The sequence below is a fragment of the Acidobacteriota bacterium genome, from assembly GCA_009691245.1.
Classification (GTDB): Bacteria; Acidobacteriota; Terriglobia; order 2-12-FULL-54-10; family 2-12-FULL-54-10; genus SHUM01.
The window spans coordinates 11,625-37,415 of record SHUM01000014.1; the positions used below are offsets into that span (position 1 = coordinate 11,625).

17 protein-coding genes are annotated in these 25,791 nt (G+C 59.6%); 1 reads left to right on the forward strand and 16 read right to left on the reverse strand.

What is annotated here, in order from left to right; translation table 11 throughout:
• Positions 1 to 115: 115 nt before the first annotated feature.
• From EXQ56_05160 to EXQ56_05210, 11 genes are all read right to left on the reverse strand, one after another.
• Positions 116 to 1,120: an ABC transporter substrate-binding protein gene (locus EXQ56_05160; protein ID MSO19844.1), complete on the reverse strand. Its 1,005-nt coding sequence runs from the start codon at positions 1,118 to 1,120 to the stop codon at positions 116 to 118.
• 360 nt (positions 1,121 to 1,480) lie between these two features.
• The gene (locus tag EXQ56_05165) at positions 1,481 to 2,428 is read right to left on the reverse strand and encodes a methionyl-tRNA formyltransferase (protein ID MSO19845.1); all 948 of its coding nucleotides are present in this window, start codon (positions 2,426 to 2,428) and stop codon (positions 1,481 to 1,483) included.
• Between the two features lie 58 nt (positions 2,429 to 2,486).
• The gene (gene def / locus EXQ56_05170; GenBank protein MSO19846.1) at positions 2,487 to 2,999 is read right to left on the reverse strand and encodes a peptide deformylase; all 513 of its coding nucleotides are present in this window, start codon (positions 2,997 to 2,999) and stop codon (positions 2,487 to 2,489) included.
• Positions 3,000 to 3,047: 48 nt separating this feature from the next.
• Positions 3,048 to 4,472: a DNA recombination protein RmuC gene (locus tag EXQ56_05175; GenBank protein MSO19847.1), complete on the reverse strand. Its 1,425-nt coding sequence runs from the start codon at positions 4,470 to 4,472 to the stop codon at positions 3,048 to 3,050.
• A 30-nt stretch (positions 4,473 to 4,502) separates the two neighbouring features.
• Positions 4,503 to 5,675, reverse strand: a complete 1,173-nt coding sequence (locus EXQ56_05180; protein ID MSO19848.1) for a chorismate synthase — start codon at positions 5,673 to 5,675, stop codon at positions 4,503 to 4,505.
• An 84-nt stretch (positions 5,676 to 5,759) separates the two neighbouring features.
• Complete coding sequence (locus EXQ56_05185) at positions 5,760 to 7,562, reverse strand: glycosyltransferase family 39 protein (protein ID MSO19849.1); 1,803 nt, start codon at positions 7,560 to 7,562, stop codon at positions 5,760 to 5,762.
• A 62-nt stretch (positions 7,563 to 7,624) separates the two neighbouring features.
• On the reverse strand, positions 7,625 to 9,073 hold the full coding sequence (mpl, locus tag EXQ56_05190) for a UDP-N-acetylmuramate:L-alanyl-gamma-D-glutamyl-meso-diaminopimelate ligase (GenBank protein MSO19850.1): 1,449 nt from the start codon (positions 9,071 to 9,073) through the stop codon (positions 7,625 to 7,627).
• Positions 9,074 to 9,078: 5 nt separating this feature from the next.
• Positions 9,079 to 10,086 (reverse strand): LD-carboxypeptidase, encoded by a 1,008-nt coding sequence (locus EXQ56_05195; GenBank protein MSO19851.1) that lies wholly within the window; start codon positions 10,084 to 10,086, stop codon positions 9,079 to 9,081.
• Between the two features lie 107 nt (positions 10,087 to 10,193).
• The gene (locus EXQ56_05200) at positions 10,194 to 11,039 is read right to left on the reverse strand and encodes a diaminopimelate epimerase (GenBank protein MSO19852.1); all 846 of its coding nucleotides are present in this window, start codon (positions 11,037 to 11,039) and stop codon (positions 10,194 to 10,196) included.
• Positions 11,040 to 11,087: 48 nt separating this feature from the next.
• Positions 11,088 to 13,388, reverse strand: coding sequence for a DNA translocase FtsK (locus tag EXQ56_05205; protein ID MSO19853.1), 2,301 nt, complete (start codon positions 13,386 to 13,388; stop codon positions 11,088 to 11,090).
• A gap of 163 nt (positions 13,389 to 13,551) precedes the next feature.
• Positions 13,552 to 14,547: an undecaprenyl-diphosphate phosphatase gene (locus EXQ56_05210; protein ID MSO19854.1), complete on the reverse strand. Its 996-nt coding sequence runs from the start codon at positions 14,545 to 14,547 to the stop codon at positions 13,552 to 13,554.
• A gap of 180 nt (positions 14,548 to 14,727) precedes the next feature.
• Here EXQ56_05210 and EXQ56_05215 point away from each other — a divergent pair, with 180 nt between their 5' ends.
• Positions 14,728 to 18,069, forward strand: a complete 3,342-nt coding sequence (locus EXQ56_05215) for a TonB-dependent receptor (protein ID MSO19855.1) — start codon at positions 14,728 to 14,730, stop codon at positions 18,067 to 18,069.
• A gap of 173 nt (positions 18,070 to 18,242) precedes the next feature.
• Here the strand turns inward: EXQ56_05215 and EXQ56_05220 are convergent, their stop codons facing one another.
• The 5 genes from EXQ56_05220 to EXQ56_05240 are packed head-to-tail and all read right to left on the reverse strand — an operon-like array spanning position 18,243 to position 25,733.
• Positions 18,243 to 19,742, reverse strand: a complete 1,500-nt coding sequence (locus EXQ56_05220; protein MSO19856.1) for a hypothetical protein — start codon at positions 19,740 to 19,742, stop codon at positions 18,243 to 18,245.
• Between the two features lie 8 nt (positions 19,743 to 19,750).
• Positions 19,751 to 21,139: a DUF1552 domain-containing protein gene (locus EXQ56_05225; protein ID MSO19857.1), complete on the reverse strand. Its 1,389-nt coding sequence runs from the start codon at positions 21,137 to 21,139 to the stop codon at positions 19,751 to 19,753.
• A gap of 8 nt (positions 21,140 to 21,147) precedes the next feature.
• On the reverse strand, positions 21,148 to 23,601 hold the full coding sequence (locus EXQ56_05230) for a DUF1592 domain-containing protein (protein ID MSO19858.1): 2,454 nt from the start codon (positions 23,599 to 23,601) through the stop codon (positions 21,148 to 21,150).
• A gap of 59 nt (positions 23,602 to 23,660) precedes the next feature.
• On the reverse strand, positions 23,661 to 24,473 hold the full coding sequence (locus EXQ56_05235; protein MSO19859.1) for a hypothetical protein: 813 nt from the start codon (positions 24,471 to 24,473) through the stop codon (positions 23,661 to 23,663).
• Positions 24,474 to 25,733: a hypothetical protein gene (locus EXQ56_05240; GenBank protein ID MSO19860.1), complete on the reverse strand. Its 1,260-nt coding sequence runs from the start codon at positions 25,731 to 25,733 to the stop codon at positions 24,474 to 24,476.
• Positions 25,734 to 25,791: the final 58 nt, after the last annotated feature.

A 25,791-nucleotide genomic window follows, 5' to 3' on the forward strand; every position in this document is an offset into this window, starting at 1 on the left:
GAAATAAACGATGATCGGTAGCGCGATGAACCGCGCTGGCGGGCGAAACGATTATCCTACCAGTGAACCCGCTGATTTCCTGAAAAATTACCCGCCTGCCTGGATTCGCGTATCCTTAGCGAAACCCCGGTTCTCCGTGTTCTTTCAGAATCTCATTCAATAGCGTGAGGTCGTATATTCCATTTAAATTAATCTGCTGGCGCCCCAGAAGCCCCAGATCAAAAGCCGACTTTGCTGATTTCAGGGTTGGGTCTCGCAACGGATCAACGGTGAATTCAAGTCGGGAGAGCGATTCATCAAGGAGAGCCAGGGGCAGAGCCTTTGTCGTCTCCCGCCGAATCTCCTGATTGAGAACGCGCTTGGCCTCGTCCAGATTTAACTTCATCCATTCAGTCATTGCAACGTGCGCCCGCAGCCACCTTCGCACCAACTCCGGATGTTGATTTAGGAACTCAGCGCGAACGATCACCACGGTCGTGGCAAATTGACCATTCGGCCACAAGCTGCGCTCGTCGATGAATCGTTTCCCATTCGCTTCGCGAATCAGACGCGTCGCCCATGGCTCGGGTGCCCATGCCGCGTCCAATTCCTTGCGTGCAAACAGCGTCAATTGATCGGCATTCGCCATGGGCATGACCCGAACGTCGCCGCCTCGTTCCCACGATTGCATGTCATGTGATAGCAGCCATGCACGCAGTGCCACATCCTGCGTATTCCCAAGCTGAGGCGTGGCTACCCGCTTGCCGCGAAAATCTTCAGGGCTGCGTATTCCTGAATCCGCTCGAACGATCAGCGAAGCGCCGCCACTTAAAGCTCCGGCTACAATGCGCAGCGCTTTCCCCTGCGATCGTACATAGCCTGAGATGGCCGGATTGGGGCCCACGTAGGCGATGTCCAACTGACTCGCGAAGATCGCCTCGATGATGGAAGGTCCGGCGTTGAATATTTTCCAATCGATCTTCGCATTATTGCCGAGGGCCTTCTGGTACGCGCCGTTGGCCTGCGCAATTAACGCCTGGGCATGAGTAATATTCGGCATATGTGCCGCGCGAATGATTACCTGCGAGGTTGTCTGTGAGTGCGTGCTCGATGCCGAAGCGAGCATGATGATTACGGCCATCACACGAGTCCAGCGACTTGTCGTCGGATTCTTTATTCCCATGATCTTGCCCAATCCAGCCAACTCTTCCTGTTCCGCCGAACCATTGTCAAAACATTGCCTGCGTGCTCGACGCGTACCGACCAAGCTGTTTGCTGCCGACCGTATCCTTGATGGCGCGACTGATTGCGGGTAAGTCTCTTGCTGATTGAAGTTCAGAGGTCTGGCTCATCGGCTGTGCGGTCGGTTAGTTACACCGACAACAACAGGCGCACCGGGCAATGCGAATTCCGCCGTGAGTCAAAGTCGAGTACATCCTCTGAAAGTAAGCCCAGTGCGGGAGATTGTCAAGGCACCGCCTGCGATGGCACTGATCTCAGGCTAGACAGGTGCGCCAAACTGTTCGCCCGGCGTAATTTGCGCCCCATTCATGAATTCTCGCGCACTCATGCGGCGGCGGCCTTCGAGCTGGACTTCAACGACTTGAAGAATGGTCTGCTCGCCACAGGCAACCAGGACGCCTTCCGTTCCATTGGCGATTGTGCCCACCGGTAACGCTGCGCCTGAATTGGCATGCACTGCTGGCCTGGCGGAGGTGATGACCAGCCGCTTGTTGCGAAATTCCGTGTAGATGCCCGGCCACGGTGTAAAGCCGCGCAGCCGATTGTAGATTCTTGTGGCGGACCAGGCCCAGTCGATCAGGCCGTCTTCCTTCTTGAGCAACGGCGCTTTCGATGCGCGGCTGTCGTCCTGCCTCTGGGGATGCAGACGGCCTGCCACCACGCCATCAAGCGTTTCCATCATCAAGTCTGCGCCCGCCACGCTCATCCGTTCCGCTAATTCGGGCGACGTCTCGTCGGGACCAATGGCCGTCTCCCATTGCAGTAGCGCGGGGCCGGTATCCATGCCCGGGTCCATGAGCATTGTCGTGTTGCCGGTGATGGTTTCGCCATTGGCGATGGCCCACTGAATGGGCGCGGCGCCTCTATATGCAGGCAACAGAGAAGCGTGCAGATTGATGCAGCCGTATCGCGGCAGCTCCAGCAACCAAGGCGGAAGAATCTGGCCGTAGCCGACCACAATCATCACGTCCGGCTGCAGACCTTCCAGAATGGCGCGCGGCTCGTCGCGCCGGATGCGCTCCGGTTGCTCGACGCGCAATCCCAACCGCAGCGCGGCCTCCTTCACAGGAGGCGGATGCAGCTTCTGCTCGCGCCCCACGGGGCGATCCGGCTGCGTGTACACGGCGGACATCTCATGCCCGCCGGCGACCAGCCGTTGCAGCGTGGGGATAGCGAATTTTGGGGAGCCGGCAAAGACAATTTTCATTGGTGGAAGGGACGGAGTCCGTCCGGCGCCTTTAAGCGTGATCGCGTAAAACGGGACTCTACGCCCACTCGCCCGCCTTGGTCAGCTTCTTGATCTTGCGAATAATCAACTCGCGCTTGAGTGTACTCAAATGCGAAAGATAGAGCCTGCCGTTGAGATGATCTGTCTCATGGCAGAAGGCGCGGGCGAGTAGTTCCTCGCCGGTCATGGTGAATTCCTTGCCCTTAGCATCGCGAGCGCGCACCGTGGCGCGCATGGGGCGCGTGAGTTTCTCGCGGAAATCCGGCACGCTCAGGCAGCCTTCTTCCTCCGTCTGTTTACCTTCCGTGGCGATAATCACTGGATTGCACAGCACGATTTTCTGATCGGGGTCTTTGCCGAATGTAATGTCAATCACCGCGAGGTGCTTGGAGACGCCAATTTGCGGCGCCGCCAGCCCCACGCCCTTGGCCGCATACATGGAATCGAACATATCCTCGATGAGCTTCTGCAACTGCTTGTCGTAGACGGTAATTGGCTCGGCAACTTTACTGAGTACCTCCGCCCCATATTTCACGATTGGGTGAACCATGAAGTTTTTTCTGCGCTCCGTTTGAGATAATTCCCTGCAAATGTTTTGTTACTCGGATTCGCTTGCGCCCGCCGCGCGAAGGCTGGTGGGTTCCACCATGGGTTCCACGTCGCCATGCTGTGATGAAGATACTGAATCGGAAGATTCCTCGGCTACATTGGAGATATCCAGTAGGCGAGGAGTTCGTCCAATCTGATCGAGCGGCTCGATATCCGGACCTGCTGTTCCGCCCAGCTCTTTGAGCCTTCTCGCCTGTACCAGCACCCGAGATTCAAACGATCCTGCCGCTCGATCAAAGCCGACTACTGCCTTGGTTAGCGACTTGCGCATGTCTTCCATATGCTCGGTGAATGTGGCGATGCGGGTGTAAAGCTCCCTGCCGAGGTCGCTAATCTGCTGAGCATTCTGCGCCATTTTTTCCTGCTGCCATCCGTACGCCATGGAGCGCAGCATGGCAATGAGGCTGGTGGGCGTGGCTAGCAGCACTCTCCGCTCCCAGCCGTATTCAATCAGATTTCGGTCCTGCTCAAGAGCGGCGGAAAACAATGACTCACCGGGCATGAAGAGGATGACAAAATCGGTGGCCGCGTCGAGAGTCTCCCAATAACTCTTGGCGCCCAAACTATTCATATGCTCGCGGACCTGTTTCGCATGACGGGCCAGGTGCGCAGCCCGCTCCGTTTCGCTGGGCGCGGAAACGGAATCCTGAAAAGCGTTGAGCGGAACTTTACTGTCGAGCGCGATGCGCCGTCCCGCGGGTAAGGTCACGATCATGTCGGGACGCAGCCGGCCCAACTCACCCTGTAGCGTCTCCTGCTCGGTAAAGTCGCAGTACGGAGACATGCCCGCCATCTCCACGACTCGCCGCAGGGCCAGTTCGCCCCAACTTCCGCGTGCCTGTGGCGTGCGTAACGCGGAGTCGAGACTCCCCGTTACTTTCTGCAATGAACTGAGTTGCTGGGTCAACCCGCCGTAGGCTTCCTGACGATGCTTCTCCATCTGCGCAATCTGCTGCTCGTAGCGGGTGAGCGTTTCCTGCAACGGCAGGATCAGTCCGCCGATGGCCTGCTGGCGCAGGTCCAGATCGCCCTTCGCTTCTGTCTGGAGTGTCTGTAGCTTATTGGTCGCGAGCTCCAGAAAGGATTGGTTGTTGCTGGCCAGCGCCTTGTGCGCCAGCGCGTCGAATGTGTCGATCAACTTCTTCTCAACTTCCTGAAAGTCGCGGCGTTGTTCCTCGATCTTTGTTTGCGCATTTCGGAGGTCAGCCTGCGCACTGGCCTTCTTCTCACCCTCCTCGCGGACCTGCTGCTGTAGCGTGGCGAGTTGTTGTTCTTTGCTTAGAACAACTGCATCCAGCGACTGCTTTTGCTCCACGGCTTGGGCCTGCGCGTCTTTCACGCGGGCCGCGGCGGCGAGCCAGGCAGCGGCGAAACCCGCCACCAATCCTGATATGAATAGAATAATTTCCGTCATGCTTGCGACTAGCCATTACGATTGAGATTTTTAGAAAGCACGCAGTTGCGCCTGGTAGCCGTCAAAATTACGCCGCGTCTCTTCGAGAGAGTCGCCGCCAAACTTTTCCAGGAAACAGCGCGCCAGCGTCAACGCGACCATGGCCTCGGCGGCGACACCGGCGGCGGGCACTACGCACACGTCGGAGCGCTCGTAGGCCGCCTTCACAATCTCCTTGGTTTCCATGTGTACCGATTGCAGCGGTCGCCGCAGCGTGGAGATGGGCTTCAGGTACCCGCGAACGACAAGGTCTTCACCGTTGGAGATGCCGCCTTCGAGTCCGCCAGCGTGATTTTCGGGCCGCGTGAATCGTCCCACCTCACGGTCATAGCCAATTTCATCATGAACTAGCGAGCCTACTGCCTGTGCATTCTCGATGCCCGTGCCGATCTCGACGGCCTTCACCGCCTGCAGCGACATCACCGCCTGCGCTAGCAGGCCATCCAGCCGCTCGTCCCAGTTGATGTGCGTGCCGATGCCGGGCGGAACATTGTGCGCGACGACTTCAAAGATTCCACCAAGCGTATCGCCGGTGCGCAGAATGTCATCCACCGCTTGCTTCATGGCCTGCTCGGCTTCGGGTTCGGTGCAGTTGAAATTGATTTCGTCCTGCGCGCAGACTTCGCGTATCCGCTGCCAGCTCGGCTGGCCCTTAATACGAACATCGCCGACGGCGATGACGTGGCTCAATACTTCAATGCCGAACTGTGCGAGCAACTGCTTGGCCAGCGCCCCGGCGGCCACTCGCGCCGCGCTCTCTCTCGCGCTCGACCGCTCCAGAATGTAGCGGGCTTCATGCAAATTGTATTTGAGCGATCCGGCCAGGTCGGCGTGTCCGGGGCGCGGCGGATTCAAGCCGCGATACTTCTCCGCCGTGTTTTCCTGCTCTTCCACAGGAAGCGATTCTGTCCAGTTCTCCCAATCTTTATTGACAATCAGCATGGCGATGGGAGCGCCTGTGGACTTGCTGCGCCGCACGCCAGAAAGGAGTTCGGCGTTGTCGGTTTCAATTTTCATTCGACCACCGCGTCCGTAGCCGCCCTGGCGGCGACGCAACTCGCGGTTGATGAAGGCGGGATCAATGGGCACGCCCGCTGGCAGTCCAGAGACCCACGCGACTAATCCCCGGCCGTGCGATTCACCTGCTGTGCTGAAACGAAACATTGCTCTGCAATTCGTCCTGATTCAAGAGTTTGGATGCTGCGCGCCAAGTCCAATAGGGAGCCTGCGAACTAACGTATATCTTATCTAGAATACATCACTTTCAACACGCGTGCCCACGCGCGTGGGCTGCCTATGCAAGGCGGCCGAGGCGGGTTGGGCTTCTGCGCCGCTCACGGGTAGAGCCCACAACCGAAGGTGTTGCAATGGAAAGATTGCCAGTGATCGAGCGCCGGGCCTCATTTCATCCACATGAAAATCATCCCGTGCGGCGATGAACGGGAAGTTGTCCGCGGGATTGTCCGGGTCCCAGTCTTTGAGTCCGCCTCCAAGATAAAAGCCAAGACCATAGACCTGAGTGCGGTGCAAGTATAAGACTCCCATTTGCGTTGGCTCGATTCCCAGCGAGACAGCACGGTCAGCGACATTGCGGACAGAGGCAATCCCATTGACGACCGGTGTGAGATAGATCAGCAAGCCAAGCAGGCAAGCGCAGACCGCTAAACCGATGGTCCCCCCAGCTTCCAAAAGCAATCCACGCCACGCTAGCACGATCGCTCCTGCAATCAACAGAATCACCACACCCCATAATTGCAGGGGGATACCGCTATGGGTGATGGAACTCCACCAGCCCAGGTGGCCGGCCTGCTGAATTGCGTCGGTAAGGCCCGTGGCCAAGGTCTCCGGCAATACCCAGGAGAACAGGGGGACGAGGAGTAAGGTGGCGGCAGTTAAAGAGACCGCCGTTTTCCTCCAAGCCGCAGGCATGGCGGACTGAGGGGATGATTCGCCGTGATCTGAATCGACCAGCGTGCCAGCCAGTAAAAGACTTAGCGGCGGGAGGAGTGGAAGCAAGTAACCGGGTAGCTTGTTTTCAGCCAACGAAAAAAAGATAAACGGTAGCGCCACCCAATAAAGCAGCAGGGCCAGCCTGGGATCGCTGCCTATGGAACGCCCGCCGCCACGAATGGCCAACACCAGCCCCCAAAGCGAGGCAATCAGCAGTAGTGGAGTCCATGGATAGATCGCCGCAGGAAGTACGGAGAAGTAGAACCACCCGGGTTGCGGGTGCCCAATGATCTCGCCCGAGGTGAACCGCTGAAGGTTGTGGCGGATGAAAAATTCTTCGATGAACGGCCAGCCATTTTGCATGTAGCACAGCACGTACCACGGAAGAGCAATCAGGCCATACAACGCAACGGCGGGCGTGATCAGCATTTGTCGGATCAATGGCCAGTCCCGGCAATGCAGTATGCAGGCCAGGACTACGAGTCCCGCCAGTCCCACCGCCAGCGGGCCTTTGGCCAGCGTTGCCAGTGCCAGAATGGCGTAAAAGGCATAGAGCGCCCAGGTCGGGCGCTTGGCATGGTGATGGGCGATATTTTGCTGCGACGGCGTATTTGCGGCATCTCCCAGCCACCAAATGGCAAAGAATGCCAGCGAGGCCGAGAGCGTGGTTGTGAGTAGCATATCCATGGCGGCGGCGCGAGAAAAGCCGATCCAGCCGAGCGAGGTGGCCAGTATCAGGCAACTCCATTGCGCCGCCCGCTCGCCACGGAAACGGCGGGCGAACCAGTACCAGACGCCTAGAAACATCAGCGCAAACAAAGCGGAAGGCAGGCGCGCGGCGAATTCACTAACGCCAAGATGAAAGGCCGTAGCCGCCAGCCAGTAATAGAGTGGTGGTTTCTCGAACCAGGACTCGCCAAAGAGACGCGGCGTGATGTAATCGCCGCTCGTGTGCATGCCGCGCGCCACATCGGCGTAGCGCGGCTCGTCCGGTCCGACCAGCCCCATGGAGTTCAGGCCGGCCATCATCAGGATATAGGCGGCAACGCCGCACAACATGGAACGAAACATTGATAACCGCGAGATGGAATGCTTATTCATGAATAGCCGATTGTAAACCGGGATCAGAGCCGCGACCGCCAGGGAGCGGGCACGTTCAACGATTAGTGACCGTTGGCGGCGCCCGCTCCCTGGCGGTTGCGGCTCTGATCGGCGACCGCTTGGAGTAGTTTTCCGTGAATTCCTCCGAAGCCGCCGTTGGACATCACCACGATCACGTCGCCGGGCATGACCAGCGCGCTAAGGCGCGCGACAATCTGCTCCGTCGTACTGCCCATCTCCACGGCAACACCGCGACCGGCAATCAGTTTGCTCACATGGTCCAGGTTCATCCGTTCCGATTCCGGTATGCGATCCTGCTTAAAGACCCCTGCCAACATTACTTGATCGGCGACAGTCAGCGCATCGGCCAGTTCGTTCTCAAATACATTGCGGCGCAGCGTGTTGGAACGTGGTTCCAGAAGAGCCCATATACGGCGACTGGGAAATTTCGCGCGGGCGGCGTGCAGCGTCTCGCGGATGGCCGTCGGATGATGCGCGAAATCGTCCACTATCGTGACTCCAGCGGCTTCTCCCACTACCTCCATTCGCCGGCGTACTCCGGCGAACGAGTCCATCGCCCGCGCGATCTCGCTCCACTGAATGCCGTAATGCGAGGCCATGGCTACCGCACCAAGGGCATTCTGGACATTGTGTCGCCCGCAGAGTTGCATCGTGATTCGGCCTTTGCGCTGGCCGCTAAACGCCACGTCAAACGACGTGTCCGTCGCGGAGGTTGCAATCTCGCTTGCGCGCCAGTCGCCTTGCTCGATTCCGTAGGTTTCTACCGTGCAGTAGGCCCGTTCACAGGCTTGGCGGATGATTTCGCTCTCCGCGCAGGCAGCCAGATATCCGCGGCGCGGAATGAGATTGATCAGCCGCTGAAAGGCCACAGTAACGGCTTCCAGATCGCGATAGATGTCGGCATGGTCGAACTCAATGGAAGTAAGTATCGCGGCATCAGGACGATAGTGTAAAAACTTGGGGCCCTTGTCGAAGAAGGCCGTGTCGTATTCATCGGCTTCAATAATGAAGTAGCGGGAGTCGGCGGGGCCGCTGTCATAACCGCACGAAAAATTGTTGGGGACGCCGCCAATCAGGAATCCCGGTTGCAATCCGGCCGAGTAAAATATCCAACTGAGGATGGCAGTAACGGTGGTCTTTCCGTGGGTGCCGGCAATGGCAATCGTTTCGCGGCTGGAGAGGAACAACTCGCGGAGGATTTCAGGAAGAGAGGCGTAGGGAAGTTTGAGGTCGAGGACGGCCTCCAACTCCGCATTGCCGCGCGAGATGGCGTTTCCGATGATGGTGAGCTCAGGCCGCGGTTCGAGGTTCTCCGATCGGTAGCTTTCGCAGACGGGGATCTTCATCGCTGCGAGCTGCGTCGAGATAGGAGGGTAAATCTCCGCATCCGACCCGGTAACACGGTAGCCGGCTTGTTGGAGCAGTCCCGCCAGAGCGCCCATCGCGGTTCCAGCCACGCCGATCAGGTGAATATGCGCGCCGGGTCGCAGAGCGATCATTTGGGTTTCTTCTTCGCAGATTTATGAGTGGTCTTCGATTTCTTTTCCGCAGCTCGCACGGCTGGCTCCAGCGTGGTCAGCTTCACCGTGGCATCTGCTTCCAGCTTCGCTCGGATGCCCAACGGCAGGGTCAGGCAGTGGCCGGAGTTGTGTCCAAATCTCATCCCAAAGGCGATGGGAATATTCATTCCCTCAAAGGCTTGCAGAATTACGTTATGCAAAACCTCATGCGGCGGGGGACCCAGCGTGCAGCCCGGCATTTCACCGAAGATCACGCCCTTTATGTCCTTGAATTTTCCCGCGCGGCGCAACTGGAACAACATGCGGTCAATGCGGTACGGTTTTTCATCAACATCTTCAAGCAACAGAATCGACCCCGCTGTTGCAATTTCTTGCGGCGTGCCCAGCGTTGCCACCAGCAGGGAGAGGCATCCGCCCGCCAGCCAGCCTGTCGCAGTTCCGGGACGCAACACGACGGCGTCGGACTCCAGGTGATAGCCACGCACCACGTCGGCCAACATCTTTTCCATCATGGTCCGCTCGTAGCCGGTCTCCCCGGATGCCAGGTCTTTGGTCAGCATGGGGCCTTGAAAAGTCACCCACCCAAGCGTCTGACTGAGAAACGTCAGCAGTGTGGTGATGTCGCTGTAGCCCATAACAATCTTGGGAGTCAGGCGTTGCAGCCGCTGCAGATTGCTCCGCTGCGAGAGTTGCTCTACAACGTAGTTCGAGCCATACCCGCCGCGTGCGCAAAATACGGCACGAATGCCAGGGTCCTCCAGTTGCGCCAGCAACGCCTGCACGCGATCAGCGTGCGGCCCCGCGTAGAACTCTTGTCGTGCCAGAGTCTGCGGATGGCAGACCACGCGGTAGCCGATCGCCTCCAGTTCACGAATACCCTCATCCAACCGGCGACGATCCACAGGGCTGGCCGGAGCCACCAGGCCGATAGCATCGCCTCGTCGCAACGCGATCGGCTTGCGCACCGTTTTCTTGCTCGCCATTTTGAGCCACCCTCCTTGGGATGGGGATGCGGGACTTTGTTTGTGCTAAGAGCCTATGCTGCTTGCCTATGCTACGGGCACGTGCAACAACCTAAATCAAATACTGGCTAAATCAAATACTCGCCTTGAAATATGATTTCGGCGGGGCCGGTCAGATAGACACCGTCGGCCTCCCAGCGTACCGGAAGCGCTCCAGCCAGCGTGCGGACTTCCACAGGGCTCTCCGCGTGGCCATTCAGTATGGCGGCAACCGCTGCCGCGGAGCTGCCTGTGCCTGAAGAGTTTGTCTCGCCTACGCCGCGCTCCCAATAGCGCACTTCAATGGCGTGCTTCGAAACTGGCCGATAGAACTCAATGTTGGTGCGGTTCGGAAAGTATGGGTGCCGCTCGATCTCACGTCCGCAGTCCAGCCAGTTCCATTCAAAATTGTCCACTGCGATGGAGCAATGAGGATTACCCATTGAAGTGATGGTTGCTTTGCGTGGGCCGCCGGATAATGGTAATTCGTATCCAATCACCGGTTCGCCGACCGATTGCGGTGGGCGAAATGGAATCGAGTGCGCGTCGAAGATGGGCTTGCCCATGTGCATATCAAAAGTAAACTCAGTTCCCTTATGTGCCGTCAACTTGAGTTTTTTCACTCCGGCCACTGTCTGTACCGTTAGGTCGCGATCCCGCCCCGACGCATGGAGCAGATATGCCGCAACACAGCGCGTCCCGTTGCCGGAGATCTCCGCTTCGCTCCCATCGCTATTGAAAATGCGCAGGCTGGCGTCCACATCCGTTGTGATGCCAGGTACGGTCAGAAAGATCACGCCATCGCCGCCTGCGCCGTAGCGCCGGTCGCAGAAGAGCTGCTTGGACTCAGGGGTGGGCAGCAGATCGACAGATCCCTCCACAATGAGAAAGTCGTTTCCGGCGCCTTGTGCCTTGGTAAATCGAATCGAGTTCATTCAAAACATTCCGCCATGAGCCGCCAGACATGAGCCGACAGAGCGGCGCTAGACTCCCACCCGTGTGCTGTCCATCTCTTCATACCAGTCGGGACGCTTCAATACTTCGCGTGGCCTGCTGCCGTCAGGCGGGCCAATGATGCCGTCGCGCTCCATCACATCCAGCAGGCGCGCGGCGCGTCCGTAGCCCAGTCGCAGGCGTCGCTGAAGGATCGATGTGGAAGCCTTGCCCATCTCCACGATCACGCGCACGGCCTGCTCGTACATCTCATCCTTTTCGGCCTCGCTATCCTCGATCGGATCGTCCCCATCTTCACCCACTGGAGGGCGCAAGAACTCTTCCACATAATTTGGCGTGGCCTGAGCGCGCCAGAACTCGATTACTTGTGCGGTCTCAGCCTCGGTAACCAGTGGGGCATGGACGCGCACGAGGCGTCCTGAGCCGGGCGGCGAGAATAGCATATCTCCTTTGCCTAGTAATGCTTCCGCTCCATTCGAATCGAGGATGGTGCGCGAGTCAACCTTGGTAGCCACGCGAAATGAAATACGGGCAGGGAAGTTGGCCTTGATGAGTCCGGTGATGACATCCACGCTGGGCCTTTGCGTAGCCAGCACAAGATGAATGCCGACGGCGCGGGCCATCTGCGCCAGACGCGTGATAGAGAACTCCACGTTGCTCGAATCGACCATCATCAAGTCGGCCAGCTCGTCGATGAATATGACGATGTAGGGCAGGCGCTGATGCTCGCTGGGCGGCTCGAACAGATTCAAGCTTTCCGGCTTATCGAACAACTTGTTGTACTGGTCAATGTTGCGAACACCCTTCTCGGCCAACAACTTAAGACGCCGCTCCATCTCTTTGACGCAATTGCGCAGGGCGTTGGCGGCGACTTTTGGGTCGGTGATTATGGGCGTGATCAGGTGCGGGATGCCTTCGTAAAGCCCCAGTTCCAGGCGCTTCGGATCGACCAGGATCATCTTCACTTCGTCCGGAGTGGACTTGAACAGAATGGACAGGATCAAGCTGTTCATGGCCACGCTTTTGCCCGAGCCTGTAGAACCCGCGATCAGCAGGTGCGGCATGGAGGCTAAGTCGGCGACGCGCAGTTTACCATTGATCTCTTTACCCAAGGCCACGGTCAGGGGCGACTTGGGATCGGTGAAGACCTCGGCCTCCAGTATCTCCCTCAGACGGATGATCTCGCGCTGCGGGTTGGGTACTTCAACACCCACCGTCGACTTGCCGGGGATGCGCTCAATGAGGATGGATTCGGCTTCCATCGCCAGGCAAAGATCATCTACCAAGTTAGTGATACGATTGTATTTAACTCCAGCCTCCGGCTTGAACTCATAGGTGGTAACCACGGGGCCTGGGTTGATCTGGGTAACCTGGCCAAGCACGCCGAACTCCTGGCATTTGCTGGTCAGCACGCCGGCTCTGCGCTTGAGGTCCTCCACGTGGTGCTCCTGCGGGCCCTCAGGTGCGAACAGCAGGCTGGTGCTGGGAAGCTGATATGCATGGGTCACGCGCGGCACCGGCGGCTGGTAGCGACCGGAATCGTAAATCCGGCTCATGACCGGCATCTGCACGGCGATGGGCTCAATATCCTCGTCTTCGAGGTCGTCATCCGCCGCAGGTTCTGCTTCAGATAGATTATCTATTTCATTGATTACACGCTTCTTATCATTTACTGCTGGATGGAATGTTCGCACCATTGGCTGGGGCTGCACCTTGGCTGGCCGTAGGCGCCTGATTAGTGCCGACTTAATACTGGCTAACTTCTCACGCACTGCGCCGACCCAGGCGAATTTTTCCTCTGCCCAAGCTGAAGTGGCCTCCACTGAGAAGGAGGTGAGCAGGTAGATGGAAACCAAGGCCAACAACGCGAGGAAGACGGTGCTGCCGGGACGATTCAGCAACGCGCGCAGCCCGTCCGAAATTAGTCCGCCCAGCAAGCCCCCGGCGGGAAACATCTCAAAGAAGCGCAGACGATAGGGAATGAGCGCCAAACCCGCTTGAATGCTTAGGAAAAGCATCGCCGCGCCCGCAGCTTGAATCCAGGTTTCCACGACCGCGCGGCTGCGAAACATGGTCCAGCCCAGCCAGCCAAAGCCAATGGGAATCAGGAAGGCGCAAACCCCAAACACCTGAAACATCAAGTCGGCGGCGTGCGCGCCTACCGTGCCGATCCAGTTGTGGATTTCCGCCGCGGCAGCCGCGGTGTGAAATGATGAGTCGCTAGTGGAAAAGGAGACCAGGCTGAGCAAGGCCATCAACGCCCCGGCCATCCAGACCAACCCGATCAGTTCATTTCGCCTGCGATTCAGCGTCGGCGTTAACCATGTCATAGCCATTATCCTTGTGGCTGGATAAAATTATTTATTATACAACCAATTGTTTATAATACAGTTACTAAAGGATGCCGCAGAGATAATTGACTCCGCTGGAACACACCTCCAGCGCCTTATGGGTGGTGCGTCCGAAGAGTGTCCCACCATCTTTAGCAACCTTCTAGGGGGTAAGGTTGAGACGGTAGGACATAGCCAGAGCAAGTACTATTATGCCAAGTATGAACCGATAGTAAACAAAAATCCTGAATGTACCAAACTGCAAAAACTTGAGAAAGAAGGCGATAGTAGCGTATCCGGTCACAGCTGAGACCAGCGCCCCCACCGCGAACGGAAGCAGCGCGTCGGGCGCAAGTCCTTGATGATAAACGTCCACCAATTTCTTCAGACAAGCCCCGGCGATAATGGGAGTGGATAGCAGAAAGCTGAACCGCGCCGCCGAATCCCTTTGAAAATGAAGAAACAAGCCCGTAGTAATGGTAATTCCCGAGCGGGAAACACCGGGGATCAACGCCACCGCCTGCGAGCAGCCCACGAGCAGGGCGTCGGCAACGCCGACATGCCGCAAACCCTTGCTTCCAGACTGCTTGCGGTCCGCATACGCCATCAGAAGCGCCACCACAATCAGGGCCGACCCCATCACCCAGGGACTGCGCAACGTGGTCTCCACCTGTTTCTCAAACAGCAGCCCGACAATCGCCGCGGGAATAGTCCCCAGGACCAGTAGCCAGAGCAAACTCCCGTCTTCGACTGGACTGGTGGGAGCACTTTGAGCAGGCGAAAAATTTGTATTATTTGGGAAATTTTGAGTCCCCTTGGAGGTAGACAAATTCGTGGTAGAGTCGGCTGTGCCCAAATTGCACACTTTCACGGTTTTGTTGGCAGAGTTCACAAAATCAACATCGGTGGAATCTGTGGATTTAGCGGTTCCCAGCCCGCATCGCCGCAGGCCACCGGCGATCAACTCCATCCAAGTTTTCCAAAAATAAATGACAACCGCGACAAGCGTTCCCACATGGAGGGCGACATCGAAGGTCAGACCCGGATCGCGCCAGCCCAAAAGCCAGGGCAGCAACGCGAGATGGGCCGTCGAGGAGATGGGCAGAAACTCGGTGAGCCCCTGCACCGCTCCCAAAATGATCGCTTGCCATAACGGCACGGTTGGCGCGCTCCCTCTTAAGCAGTCCTGCGAATCCTGATTATAGACGCACCCTCCGCGACATGTTTCGAGTCACCGGCGCTTATTTCCGCCCTGCACCATTTTGGTGCACACGATTTAAGTATCCAATCCGTGCCGCACCTCATCGTCCAATGCCTTGGGTTGCAGGGGAATCGTGGTATGCTGGGCGCAAATAATTGGGTCAGGATGGATCACCAGGAAAAGGTGGTTCCTACAATGAGGCTTTTGCCGACAATGAAGATAGTGCCAACAGCGATGATTTTGCCGAATACATTTTTCAGGAGATATGCCATGAAGCGTAACATCCGTTTGCTCGCACTCCCTATGCTGGGTCTACTGTGCGCCGTCGTTTCGCTCGTTTCGCGCATGGAGGCGCAGACGCCTACCGGAACTGTCACCGGCATGGTGCGCGATGAGAGCGGCGCGGTTATTCCCGGCGCCACGGTTATCGTCAGCAACGACGCTACTGGCATCAAGCGCACGCTACAGTCCGACGCCGCAGGGCGCTACCACGCGCCGGGGCTTGATCCGGGACGCTACACCGTTGAAGTCCAGAACGCCGGTTTCCAGACAGAAGTGCGCCAGGGCTTGCAGCTCACCGTGGGACGCGGCATCGAGATTGACTTCTCGTTGCGCATCGGGCAGATCTCGGAGAAGGCCGTGGTAACCGCCGAGGCTCCGCTGGTCGAGACCGTCACCAACACCCTCTCTGGCCTGGTCGATGAGGATACCATCCGCGACCTGCCTCTCAACGGGCGCAGCTTCGATCACCTGATCGCCTTGCAGCCCGGCGTGCATTGGTTCCGCACCGGAGGACACGTGCCCACGGGCGGACTCATGTCCGAGTACTTCACGGTGGGAGGATCGCGCGCTCTCTCCAATCAATATCTGGTGGACGGCACGGAGTTGCTGGGCATCGGCGGGCAATCGATCCTGCCGGGTGGCGTGCTCGGCAAGAACATGGGCGTGGACGCCATTCAGGAGTTTAACGTGCTGCTGGGCAACTACGGCGCGGCCTACGGCAAGCGCTCGGGCGGCGTGGTGAACATTGTAACCAAGCCGGGCACCAACACGCTGCATGGCTCGATCTACGAGTTCCTGCGCAACGACAACTTCGACGCGCGCAACTTCTTCGACATCAACTCTCAGCCGCCCGAGTTCAAGCGCAACCAATTCGGCGGCTCGATGGGCGGTCCCATTCGCAAGGATCAGACATTTTTCTTCGGCACGTATGAGGGCCTGCGCGAAGTGCTCGGCCTCACCAGCCGCGCCGTGGTGCCCACTGATGAGGCCCGCACCCGCGCCGTGCCCGCCATCGTACCCTACCTCGCGCTCTATCCCCGCGCCAACGGAAGGGATTACCTCGACGGCACGGCTGAGTACAATTCGTCGCCAGCGCGCATCTCCAGCCAGGATTTCTTCCTCGGTCGCTTCGACAACACTTTCTCTGAAAAGGACAGTTTGTTCCTGCGCTACGGCTACACCAAGTCCAAACTGCGCGACCCCGAGTTAAATCCGCTGACGTTCACTGGATCGAACAGCGCCGGCCACACGCTGACGCTGACGGAGAAGCGCGCCTCGGCCACCACGTTGAACGAAGCGCGCTTCGGCTTCAGCCGCGCCCGGTCATTTTCCGGCACGCAATTCGTCATCGAAACCAGCCCGTCGCTCGAGTTCATGCAGGGCGCCGGTTCAGTCGGACAAATCGACATCGGGCTGGTCGGCGCGGGCTCGGCGGGCGGAGCAATCGTTCGCGCGGGCAACCGTAATGCGCAGGACCGTGCGCTGGTGATCAATCAATTCGAGTTCGCCGATCAGGTCACTCACTATCGCGGCGCGCACTCGCTGCAGATGGGCGGCACGATTCAGCGCATCCAGCACAATGAGAATTTCCAGGGCATCCCGCTCGGCACCATGGAGTTCAACGGCCTGACGGACTTCCTGGCGGGCAGGCCGTCGCGCTTCACCGGCGCGCCTCCCGGCACCGGCGACGCCACCAAGGCTTACCGCCGCATCTACTTCGCCGGATATTTCCAGGATGACTGGAAGTTTCGCCCGAACCTCTCGCTGAATTTGGGGCTCCGCTACGAGATCATGACCGTGCCCACCGAGGCCAGCGGCGACCGCATCTCGAACTATCGCACCCACTTTGAAAACGGCAATCGCGTGGTGGACTCGCGGCCGACTTTGGGCAGCCCCTTCTGGCAAGCCAGCCACAAGCTCTGGTCGCCGCGCGTCGGATTCTCCTACAACCCGGACGGCGAGGGCAAGATGGTGTTCCGCGGCGGCTTCGGCACTTTCTACGATCAGCTTGTCTCCGAGTTCCGTTTCTACACCAACGCCAATCTGCCGTTCTTCGGCAATCTGCAGGTGAACAATCCGCCCTTCCCCCTCGGCCTGGCCGGAACCGGGACGACTCCATTGCCGGCGCCGCAAGGAGTGGACCACGAGTTGAAAGTTCCTGTGAAGCTGCAATGGAACTTCTCGATCCAGCGGCAGATCACCGCCAACTCGGCTTTGAGCGTGGCCTATCTCGGCGCACACTCCTATAACTTGTCGCGCGTGGCCGACTTCAACACGCCCATCCCCGCGCTGGTCAATGGCGCAAAGTTTTTCGCCGCCGCACCGCTGCCGCGCCGCAACCCCACGCTGGGCGGCAGTCAGATCGTGATGACCGACACGCACGGCTTCTACCACGGCCTGCAGGCGGACCTGACGCAGCGCATGTCCAACAGCCTGCGCGGCAAGTTCTCCTACACCTTTTCGCGCAATATCGATGAAGCGTCGTCCATCACCGGTCAGGAAGCGCTCGGCGCGCCCGCCACGGCGCAGGATCCGGAGAATGCCCGCGATGATAGAGGACTCTCGTCGTTTGACGCGCGGCACACGTTTGTTTCGAACCTCACTTACGACCTGCCGAAATTTGCGTCTTCTGGAAACGGGGGCGGCGCGGCGGCGCGCATCGCCAACGGCTGGCAGTTCAGCGGCATCTTCACCACCAACACCGGCGAGCCCTTTACTGTCCTATCCGGCTTCAACCGTTCGCGCAGCCAGAGCCGCAGCGTGGCCGATCGCCCCAGTCTCGCCGCAGGCAAGAGCAACAATCCAGTCGTGGGCGCCGGCGCAGGTTGTGGCGTGATCGCGCCGGGCGAAACGCTCGGCGGGCCGGCGCGCTACTATGACCCCTGCGCGTTCGTGCTTCCCGACATCGGCACCTACGGCAACCTGGGGCGCAATACGCTCATCGGCCCGGGATTCATCAGCGTGGATTTCAGCCTGGTGAAGGCCACCTCCATCAGCGAACGTTTCCAGACCGAGTTCCGCGCCGAGGTGTTCAACCTGTTCAACCACGCCAATTTCGGACTGCCCAGCAATTCCGTGCTGAACGCTCCGCCGGCGGCCACGCCGAATCTGTTGAGTTATCGCGGCGCGGCGGGCATCATCTCGACAACCAGCAACACCTCGCGCCAGATTCAGTTTGGCCTCAAGATTTCGTTCTAGGCCATTTTTGCAGATTGTGTATAGTTGCGAAACTCCAAACGAGCCCCGCAGGGGCGGAAAAACGCTCTACACCAAAAGTAAAAATGGTCTAGAGCAGTGGGCAGGAAGTGCGCGGCAGCGATCCCATGTCCTGTCCGGTGGGTGTATGTATCGGTGTGTACGCGCAGTTTAATTTACGGTAGAACGGCTTTGACCGGTGCTACCCCTGTGGTGGGGATGGTGATGGCGGCGGTGGGGCTGGCTCCCAGAGAGAGCAACAGGCCGGCGGCGCTGGGGTGTGGACCAAAAGGCTTCTTGGTAAAATTTGCCACCTTGATTCCAATTAATCCCTGCGCAATGCTCAGCGGCGTTTGCTCGAAGACATCGCGGACATCCATGCGCGCGCCGCGCTCCACCAGAAACCGGATGATCGCCTCCGTGCCGGTGTACGCCGCGCCGTGCAGAGCGGTCCAGCCATTCTCTCCCACCGCATTCACATCTGCGCCCAGGTCCAGAAGAAGTTTGGCGATGGCGAGCGACTCGGCATCCTGCCGCGCGGTGCGGTCCTCGAAGTTTCCGAGGCCGGCGGCTACCATCAACGCCGTGGTATTTTGCGTCGTGGCAATCTTCGGGTCCGCGCCGCGATCCAGCAAATAGCGCACCAGCTCGATCTCACCGGTTCCCACGGCGAGAAAAAAGGGCGTGGCTCCGGCCATACCGAACCGCGGCGTGCTGCCGGGCAGCACCGGATCGGTTTTGACGCGAGCGTTGATGTTCCCGCCGCGATCCAGCAGCGCCGTCAACAACGTTTTCATGCTGGGGCGGAACATGAACGACGCCACCGCCAGGTGGCCCGGCACGGCGGAGATATTGGCCATCCCCTCGAGCAGCGCATAGTGCATCGCCGTCAATCCATCCTTGTCGGCGGCATTCGGATCGGCGCCCTGCTCCAGCAGGAATAGCGCGAACGCCTCGCGTCCCCGCGCCGTGGCCACCACCAGCGCGGTGCCAAATTCCGTGGCGGAGTCGTTCACCTTGGCGCCGCTCTCCAGCAACAGGCGCGCCGTATTGATATTTCCCTGTTGCCCCGCGAACAACAGCGCGGTGAATCCACTCTTCGAACGTGCATGAACATCCGCCCCGCCACGAAGTAAGGCGCGCGCCACATCAAAATGATTCTGCTCGACGGCCCACATCAGCGCCGTCTGCCCGCGCCGGGATTCATTGGCGTTGGGATCGGCTTTGCGCGCAAGTAGTTCTTCCACGATGCGCGCATTACCCGCCCGCGCCGCCGTCATCAACGCGCTCTCGCCGGACTTCTGCATGGCATTGGGATTCGCTCCCGCCTGCAACAGCAGCGCCGCCATCTCCGCATTGCCATTCAGGCAAGCCAGCGCCAGCGGAGTTACACCGTAAGAGTTCGCCGCATTCACCTGCGCGCGCGCCCGCACCAGCAGGCTGGCGGCAACGAGATCATTCCACTGCGCGGCCCAGTGCAGAGCGGTCGCGCCGTCCGGCTGCGCGGCGTTGACGTCCACTCCCTCTTTCACGAGCGCGGCAATTGCGGCAGGTTCCTGCTTCTGCGCGGCCTCCACCAAACGCAGGTCCGCCGCAAACAAAGTTGTCTGCATTGAGGCCAGCAAGGCAGGCACGCAAACCATCTTTATGCCGGTTGATGAAATTCGCAGATTCATACTGGCACCTATACGCCTTCGAGCAAGTCCAACTTACCCGTGCTATCCCCAAGATGGTCCATGGGGATACCCATCTTATCGAGCATCGCCAGAAACAAATTCGTGGCCGGAGTGTCCTGCGGGAATCGCAGGTGCCGCCCGCCACGCAATTTATCCGCGCCCGGCCGACCTGCTCCGCCGCCCAGTAGCAGGATCGGCAGATTGTTGTGAACATGCAGATTCCCGTCGCTCAACGCCCCGCCATACACAATCATGGAGTGATCGAGCAGAGTTCCATCGCCATCCGGCGTAGCCTTGAGCTTGCCGATGAAATACGCCAGACACTTCACGTGCAGCAGGTCAATCTGCTGGACTTTGGCGATCTTCACCGGATCATACTGATGATGCGACAGCGAGTGATAGGCCTCCGCGTAGCCGAGTTCCTTGTAGCTGCGCGTGTTCTGTTCGCGACCCATCATGAAGGTGATCATGCGCGTCATGTCCGTCTGCCAGGCCAGCACCTGCAGATCAAACATCAGCTTCACGTGCTCGCTGAATACCGATGGCACGCCGGCGGGACGCTCGAAGCTGGGCAACTCGCGCGACGATTGTTGCTCAGCCACTGCGATGCGCCGCTCGATGTCGCGCACCGATTCCAGATACTCACTCAGCTTAGCGCGGTCCGTTGGTCCCAGTCCCGGCAGCAGGCGACGCACATCATCGGCGACCAGGTCCAGAATGCTGCGCTGCTTTTCAAGCTGCGCGCGACGCTCGGTAGAATCCGTGGTGGCCGCGTCGCCGAACAGCCGCTCGAAGACGCGCCGCGGGCGATTCTCCATCGGCACGGGGGTCGTCGCCGTGCGCCAGCTCAACGTATTCGAGTAAGCGCAGCTATAGCCGCTGTCGCAGGTGCCGATCACGTCGGTGGAATCGACGGCGACTTCCAGCGACGCGAGCTGTGTCTGGTTGCCCATGTGCCGCGCAACAATTTGGTCGACGGAGATTCCCGCGCGCAGGTCCGCGCCTTCGGTCTTGTGCGGATGCACGCCTGTCAGGAAGACCGCGCTGGCGCGCGCGTGCTCGCCGGCTCCTTCGCCTTCAATGGCCTTGCCGTTGTTGTGCGCCAGTCCGGTCAGCACCTGGAGCTGATCGCGGTAGGGAGCCAGCGGCGTCAGCGCGGAGGTGATCTCGAACGACGCGCCCTCTGTCTTCGGAGTCCAGGCATCCATGATGACGCCGTTCGGCACGTAGACAAACCCCAGCCGTTGCGCCGCCGGACGCTCCGCGGCGCGGGCCAAGGCGGGCACCATCGAGTCCAACAAAGGCAGGGCGATGGATGCCCCCACTCCGCGCAGGAAGGTGCGGCGCGGAATGGATTTCTTAAAGAGGATATTGGCGCGTGCCTTCGATTTAGTCATGGATTCCCTCATGGATTTAATGGCCTCCGCATCTGGAAGGGCGTACTCTCAACAATTCCCAAAATGATATCCGACCACTTGAGTTTTTCCGGCGCGGCGCGGCGCAGAATCTGCCGCACGGTGGGCTGGTCGTAGTATTCAACGCCACGGCCCAGAGCGTAGGTGAGCAACTTCGATGTCGCCGTTGTGAGAAACTCCCGCTGGCTGTCCAGCAGCACCCCGCGCAGTCCCGAGGGTCCCACGAATTTCGTGCCGCCAGGGATAACTCCAGACGCGTCCACCGGAATGTTGTCCGCGCCGCTGGTGGTTCTCCACCGACCGACCGCATCGAAATTTTCCAGCGCGAACCCGAGTGGGTCCATTCGCTGATGGCAGGTCGCGCAGGCCGGATTGGCGCGATGCCGCTCCATCGCCTGCCGCATGGAAAGTATCTTGCCCTCCGTGTTGCGATCTTGCAGGGCCGGGACGTTGGGAGGAGGCGGGGGCGGGGGCGCGCCGAGCAGAGTCTCCAGAACCCACTTGCCGCGCAGCACGGGCGAGGTGCGGTCCGCGTAACTGGTTACGGTGAGAATGCTGCCCTTGCCGAGCAAGCCGTGCCGCTGCGAATCAGCCAGCTCCACGCGCCGAAAGTGACTACCGTAAACGTCCGCGATGCCGTAATGCCGCGCCAGCCGCTCGTTCAGGAAAGTATAGTTGGCGTCCAGTAAGTTTAGAATACCGCGGTCCTGACGGATGTTTTCCGCAACAAACAATTCGGTTTCCTGCTGGAGCGCTGCGCGGAGGTTCTCATCGAAATCAGGAAACTCGCCGAGGTCAGGCTGCACGCTTTTTATGTTGCGCAGATACAGCCACTGCCCGGCAAAATTCTCAACCAGCGCACGCGCCCGGGCATCGGCCAGCATTCGTTGAACTTGCTTGAGCAACTCGGCCGGCTGATGCAATTGCCCACGCTCCGCCGCGCCGAGCAGCTCATCGTCGGGGAGGCTCGACCACAGGAAAAACGACAGCCGCGCCGCCAGTTCCAGATCGCTGATTCTGAATGCCGCGCTGCTCGCCACACCCGCAGGGTCGCGCTCGATGCGAAACAGAAACTCGGGCGAGACCAATATGCGCGTCAGCGCCATCTCGATCCCGCTCTCGAAGCGCGCGCCCACGCGGCCCTGGCGAAAGGGGATGAGCAGCGTCTCACGATCCTGGTCGTTGATCGGACGGCGGAAGGCGCGCCGGGCAACGCGGGAGAGAATGGCCCACGCGCACGTTTCCTCTGCTTCCTTTGCTTCCTTGCCGTCGCAGATCAGCAATCTCTTGGCCACGGAATTGTCCGTGACCGCCGCGGCGCCCGCGCGCAAATTCACCGGTCCATCGATGACCACGCTGCCGATGCCCGGTTCGAGATCATCGCGATTGGCGATCAGCGGCGGCAACAGCGCTTCGTCCTCCCAAGTCTCGCGCTGGAAGGATACTCCCACCAGATGAGTCCCGGCGGATACACTCACTTTGACCTGGAAATCCGCGTCGGCGGGTTTCTCCGCGCTGGCTGGCGCATCCTGATTCGCGGCTGGACTGGTGGGCGCGGTGGGATCGAGCCGCAGAGTGGTGTCGTAGCGCGAGGCGCGTTTGCCCTCTCCGCCCACAGTGGTCTGTGCAACCCGCGCACCGTTCAGCCAGATGTCCAGGTCATGCGCCTCGGCGATGCCCAGAATGCGCGAGCCTTCATAGGTGGTCTTCAGGCGGACATTGATCCAGTAATCACCCGCCACGGGGAAGTAATGGCGAACCGCAATTCCGCCGCGCGATCCGAAGGGCAGGGCCTCGCTGACTCGGTCATTCTGACTGAGAAAACGAGGAACGTCGTAGATGACCTGCTCGGCGCGTGGCGGGATCGCGCCCATCGCCAGCCGGCTCACCTGACGCGCGGCGGAGAAATAATTTTCGAGCAACAGCGGCGAGACCGACAGGACATCACCGATATTGTCGAACCCATATCCGGAGTCATCGGCGGGAAGTGAGGAGCGCAGGTCAATAGCGTCCACGTCCAGATCAAGCAGGTCGCGGACCGAGTTGACGTACTCGGCGCGATTCAGCCGGTGCAACGCAGGCTGGCCGGGATTGAGGGCGGCGGCGGCGGCGCGGTCGAGCGCCGATTCCAGATAATTCGTCAGTGCTGTGAGGGTGGGAGCAGGCGGGCGCGGCGCGCCCGGCGGCGGCATCTCGCCGCTACGCAATTTGCGTAGCACTCGCTCGCCCACATCGGCGTGCGAGGAAACATGATTCCAGTCAACACCCTCCAGCACCAGGCCGGCGGTTTTTAGTCGTTGGTTATGGCAGGAGACGCAATATTGATTGACCACCGCAGTCGGCGCGGCCAGCGCGGCGGCATCCTGTGCAATAGCGTTCACCGCGCAGGCGACGGCCATTGCCGAGACAAACAGGATTCGCGCTGTGATGCGAGAATGTTTCACGACTACCTCGTCAGACGTTTTCCAGCTTCATTCCATCAAAATGCTTCCAGCATGGGCCATCAGAACGCTTCCGGCATGTGGTAGATGCGAATCCCGCGGCCGCCGCTCATGATGATTTCCTTCGCCGCCGGATTGATGTCAAACACGCCGCTGCCATCTTCGAGCCGGTAGACCGGCGCGATGTCGCCGCAGTCGCCGTAATTCCAAACGGCGGTGTAGGCACGCTGGCGTCCAGGATGCCCTTTGGGAACGCGCTGTGCGCCCCCACCAAAGATTATCTTCTTCGCCGGGGAATAGAGCAAGGCCTTCGAGAGTGTAAAGCCTTCTCCGCCGCCCAGCCCGGTTTTCGGCCCGCTGATCACGCAGCGCGGCGTTACATCGCCTTGATCGGTGCGGTTGAAAATCATGATTCCCTGCGAGGCCACCACGGCCATCAGGTTGTTGACGGGGTCAATGGTCACGCGGCGGGGGAAGCGCATTCCGGTCTTCGGCCCGTGCAGGATGCGCACCGGGGCAATGTTTCCGTTGCCGCGGCTGGGGAATACCAGGATGGAGTCACTCCCCTCCTGAGTCACATACAACTCACTATTCACAGTGTCAATGGAGACATTGTCCGTATCCATGCTGCCGCCAAACATGGTCCGGGGACCCTGAATCACGCGCAATGGTTTCTCGTCACCCGAGGCGTTGGCGCGGAATATCAGCAGGGCGTGAGCAAAGGGGTTAGGCACCACGATTTCATCATGCACCGTGTCGATGGCAATTTCATGCGTGGTGCGCGCCATGTGCGTGTTCTGGCCTTCCATGGTCCGCAGCGGATTCACATTGCCTTTCGCCGAACCGGCGAAGATCGAGATGCGCGGATGACTCACTCAGTTGGGAACGAGTATCTCGTCGCGCTTGGGGTTATACGCCACCGTACCCGGCGAGCCGAACCCGGAGCGGGGAGAGCCCTTCGGCGCGCTGCGAATCACACGCGACGGCACGACATTACCGGCAGCCGTGCGCGGATAGACCGTCGCGGTATGGTTGTCCCAGTTGGACACCCAAAGTTCATTGCGCTTTTGATCGAGCACCACACTCGTTGGCCCGTCAATCTCCGTCCTGTCTCCGCCCAGTGTGCGCGCGGGCGCCACGTCGCCGTTCGCCTCCACGGGAAAGAACAATACGCGGTCATCACCGGCGTTGGCCACCATGAGTTGCCGGGTCTTGGCGTCGTAGAAAATTCCCATCGGCAGATTCAAACCCGTCTTCGCACCCTGAATCACGCGCAGCGGCGCGATGTCGCCATTGGCTTTTCTGTTATAGACACTTATGGACGGAGGCAGGAATTTGCCTGACGATGGCCCCAGATTGCGGACCAGATCAAAGTAGGATTTGCGCTTCCCCTTCAGCTCCGGCGGCACCGAGCCTTCCTGCAGAAACACTTCATTCGGCTGCGTCTCGTGCCAGTGGCCATGATTGACGACGTAGACTTCGTTGCGGGCTTCGTCCACGTAGATGCCATGCGGATCGGCAAGTTGCGTCTTCGGCCCCTGGATGAAGCGCACCGCGTCGTCTTCCATCTGCGCCATGCGGTTATAGACGGCCACGCGGTTGACGTGCTCGATGGTGACAAACAGTTCATCGACCGGCCGGTCCAGAAAAATTCCCCACGCGCCATGGGAAGTAGGCAGCCAACGTATGGCTTCCATGTCACCATTGCCGTTGAGTGGAAACACGCCCAACTCACTGTTGCCCTCGCCACTCACTTTATAAATCTCGCCGAACTCGGGCGAAATAGCGATGCCGCAGATGTCGCCCAGATCGGCCTTGGGCCCGGCGATCATGCGCAGCGGCTCACTGACGCGCTCGGAGCGTTCCGCGGGAAAATCGGCTCGATAGGCCTCGATGCTCTGGCCCTTGCGTTCATTGTCGTTGCTGAGGAACAGCTCGCCCTTCTCTTCATCAATGGCCATGCCGCTGAAATTGGAGTAAGGGTCTTCTTCGATCACGCGCACGGGATCGCGTTTGATGATGGTGGTGCGCCGCCCAGTGTTTGCAGCAGCGGGGCGCGGCGGATTCTGCGCCAGACTCACGCCCGCCGCGACTGCGATCACGCAATATAGAATTAGTTGGGATTTACTGGACACCAGAACCTCCTTGGGGGCCCTCCCCCTCAGGGCGAGGGGAAAGAGAGTCACCCGGTGC

What these genes read in the sequence shown, in the direction of transcription:
- EXQ56_05200 (MSO19852.1), bottom strand. Translation starts at nt 11,039, where the DNA reads ATGAACTCGATTCGATTTACCAAGGCACAAGGCGCCGGAAACGACTTT.
- EXQ56_05185 (MSO19849.1), bottom strand. Translation starts at nt 7,562, where the DNA reads ATGAATAAGCATTCCATCTCGCGGTTATCAATGTTTCGTTCCATGTTG.
- def (MSO19846.1), bottom strand. Translation starts at nt 2,999, where the DNA reads ATGGTTCACCCAATCGTGAAATATGGGGCGGAGGTACTCAGTAAAGTT.
- EXQ56_05205 (MSO19853.1), bottom strand. Translation starts at nt 13,388, where the DNA reads ATGACATGGTTAACGCCGACGCTGAATCGCAGGCGAAATGAACTGATC.
- EXQ56_05225 (MSO19857.1), bottom strand. Translation starts at nt 21,139, where the DNA reads ATGACTAAATCGAAGGCACGCGCCAATATCCTCTTTAAGAAATCCATT.
- EXQ56_05165 (MSO19845.1), bottom strand. Translation starts at nt 2,428, where the DNA reads ATGAAAATTGTCTTTGCCGGCTCCCCAAAATTCGCTATCCCCACGCTG.
- EXQ56_05175 (MSO19847.1), bottom strand. Translation starts at nt 4,472, where the DNA reads ATGACGGAAATTATTCTATTCATATCAGGATTGGTGGCGGGTTTCGCC.
- EXQ56_05180 (MSO19848.1), bottom strand. Translation starts at nt 5,675, where the DNA reads ATGTTTCGTTTCAGCACAGCAGGTGAATCGCACGGCCGGGGATTAGTC.
- EXQ56_05195 (MSO19851.1), bottom strand. Translation starts at nt 10,086, where the DNA reads ATGGCGAGCAAGAAAACGGTGCGCAAGCCGATCGCGTTGCGACGAGGC.
- EXQ56_05220 (MSO19856.1), bottom strand. Translation starts at nt 19,742, where the DNA reads ATGAATCTGCGAATTTCATCAACCGGCATAAAGATGGTTTGCGTGCCT.
- EXQ56_05160 (MSO19844.1), bottom strand. Translation starts at nt 1,120, where the DNA reads ATGGCCGTAATCATCATGCTCGCTTCGGCATCGAGCACGCACTCACAG.
- EXQ56_05215 (MSO19855.1), top strand. Translation starts at nt 14,728, where the DNA reads ATGCTGGGCGCAAATAATTGGGTCAGGATGGATCACCAGGAAAAGGTG.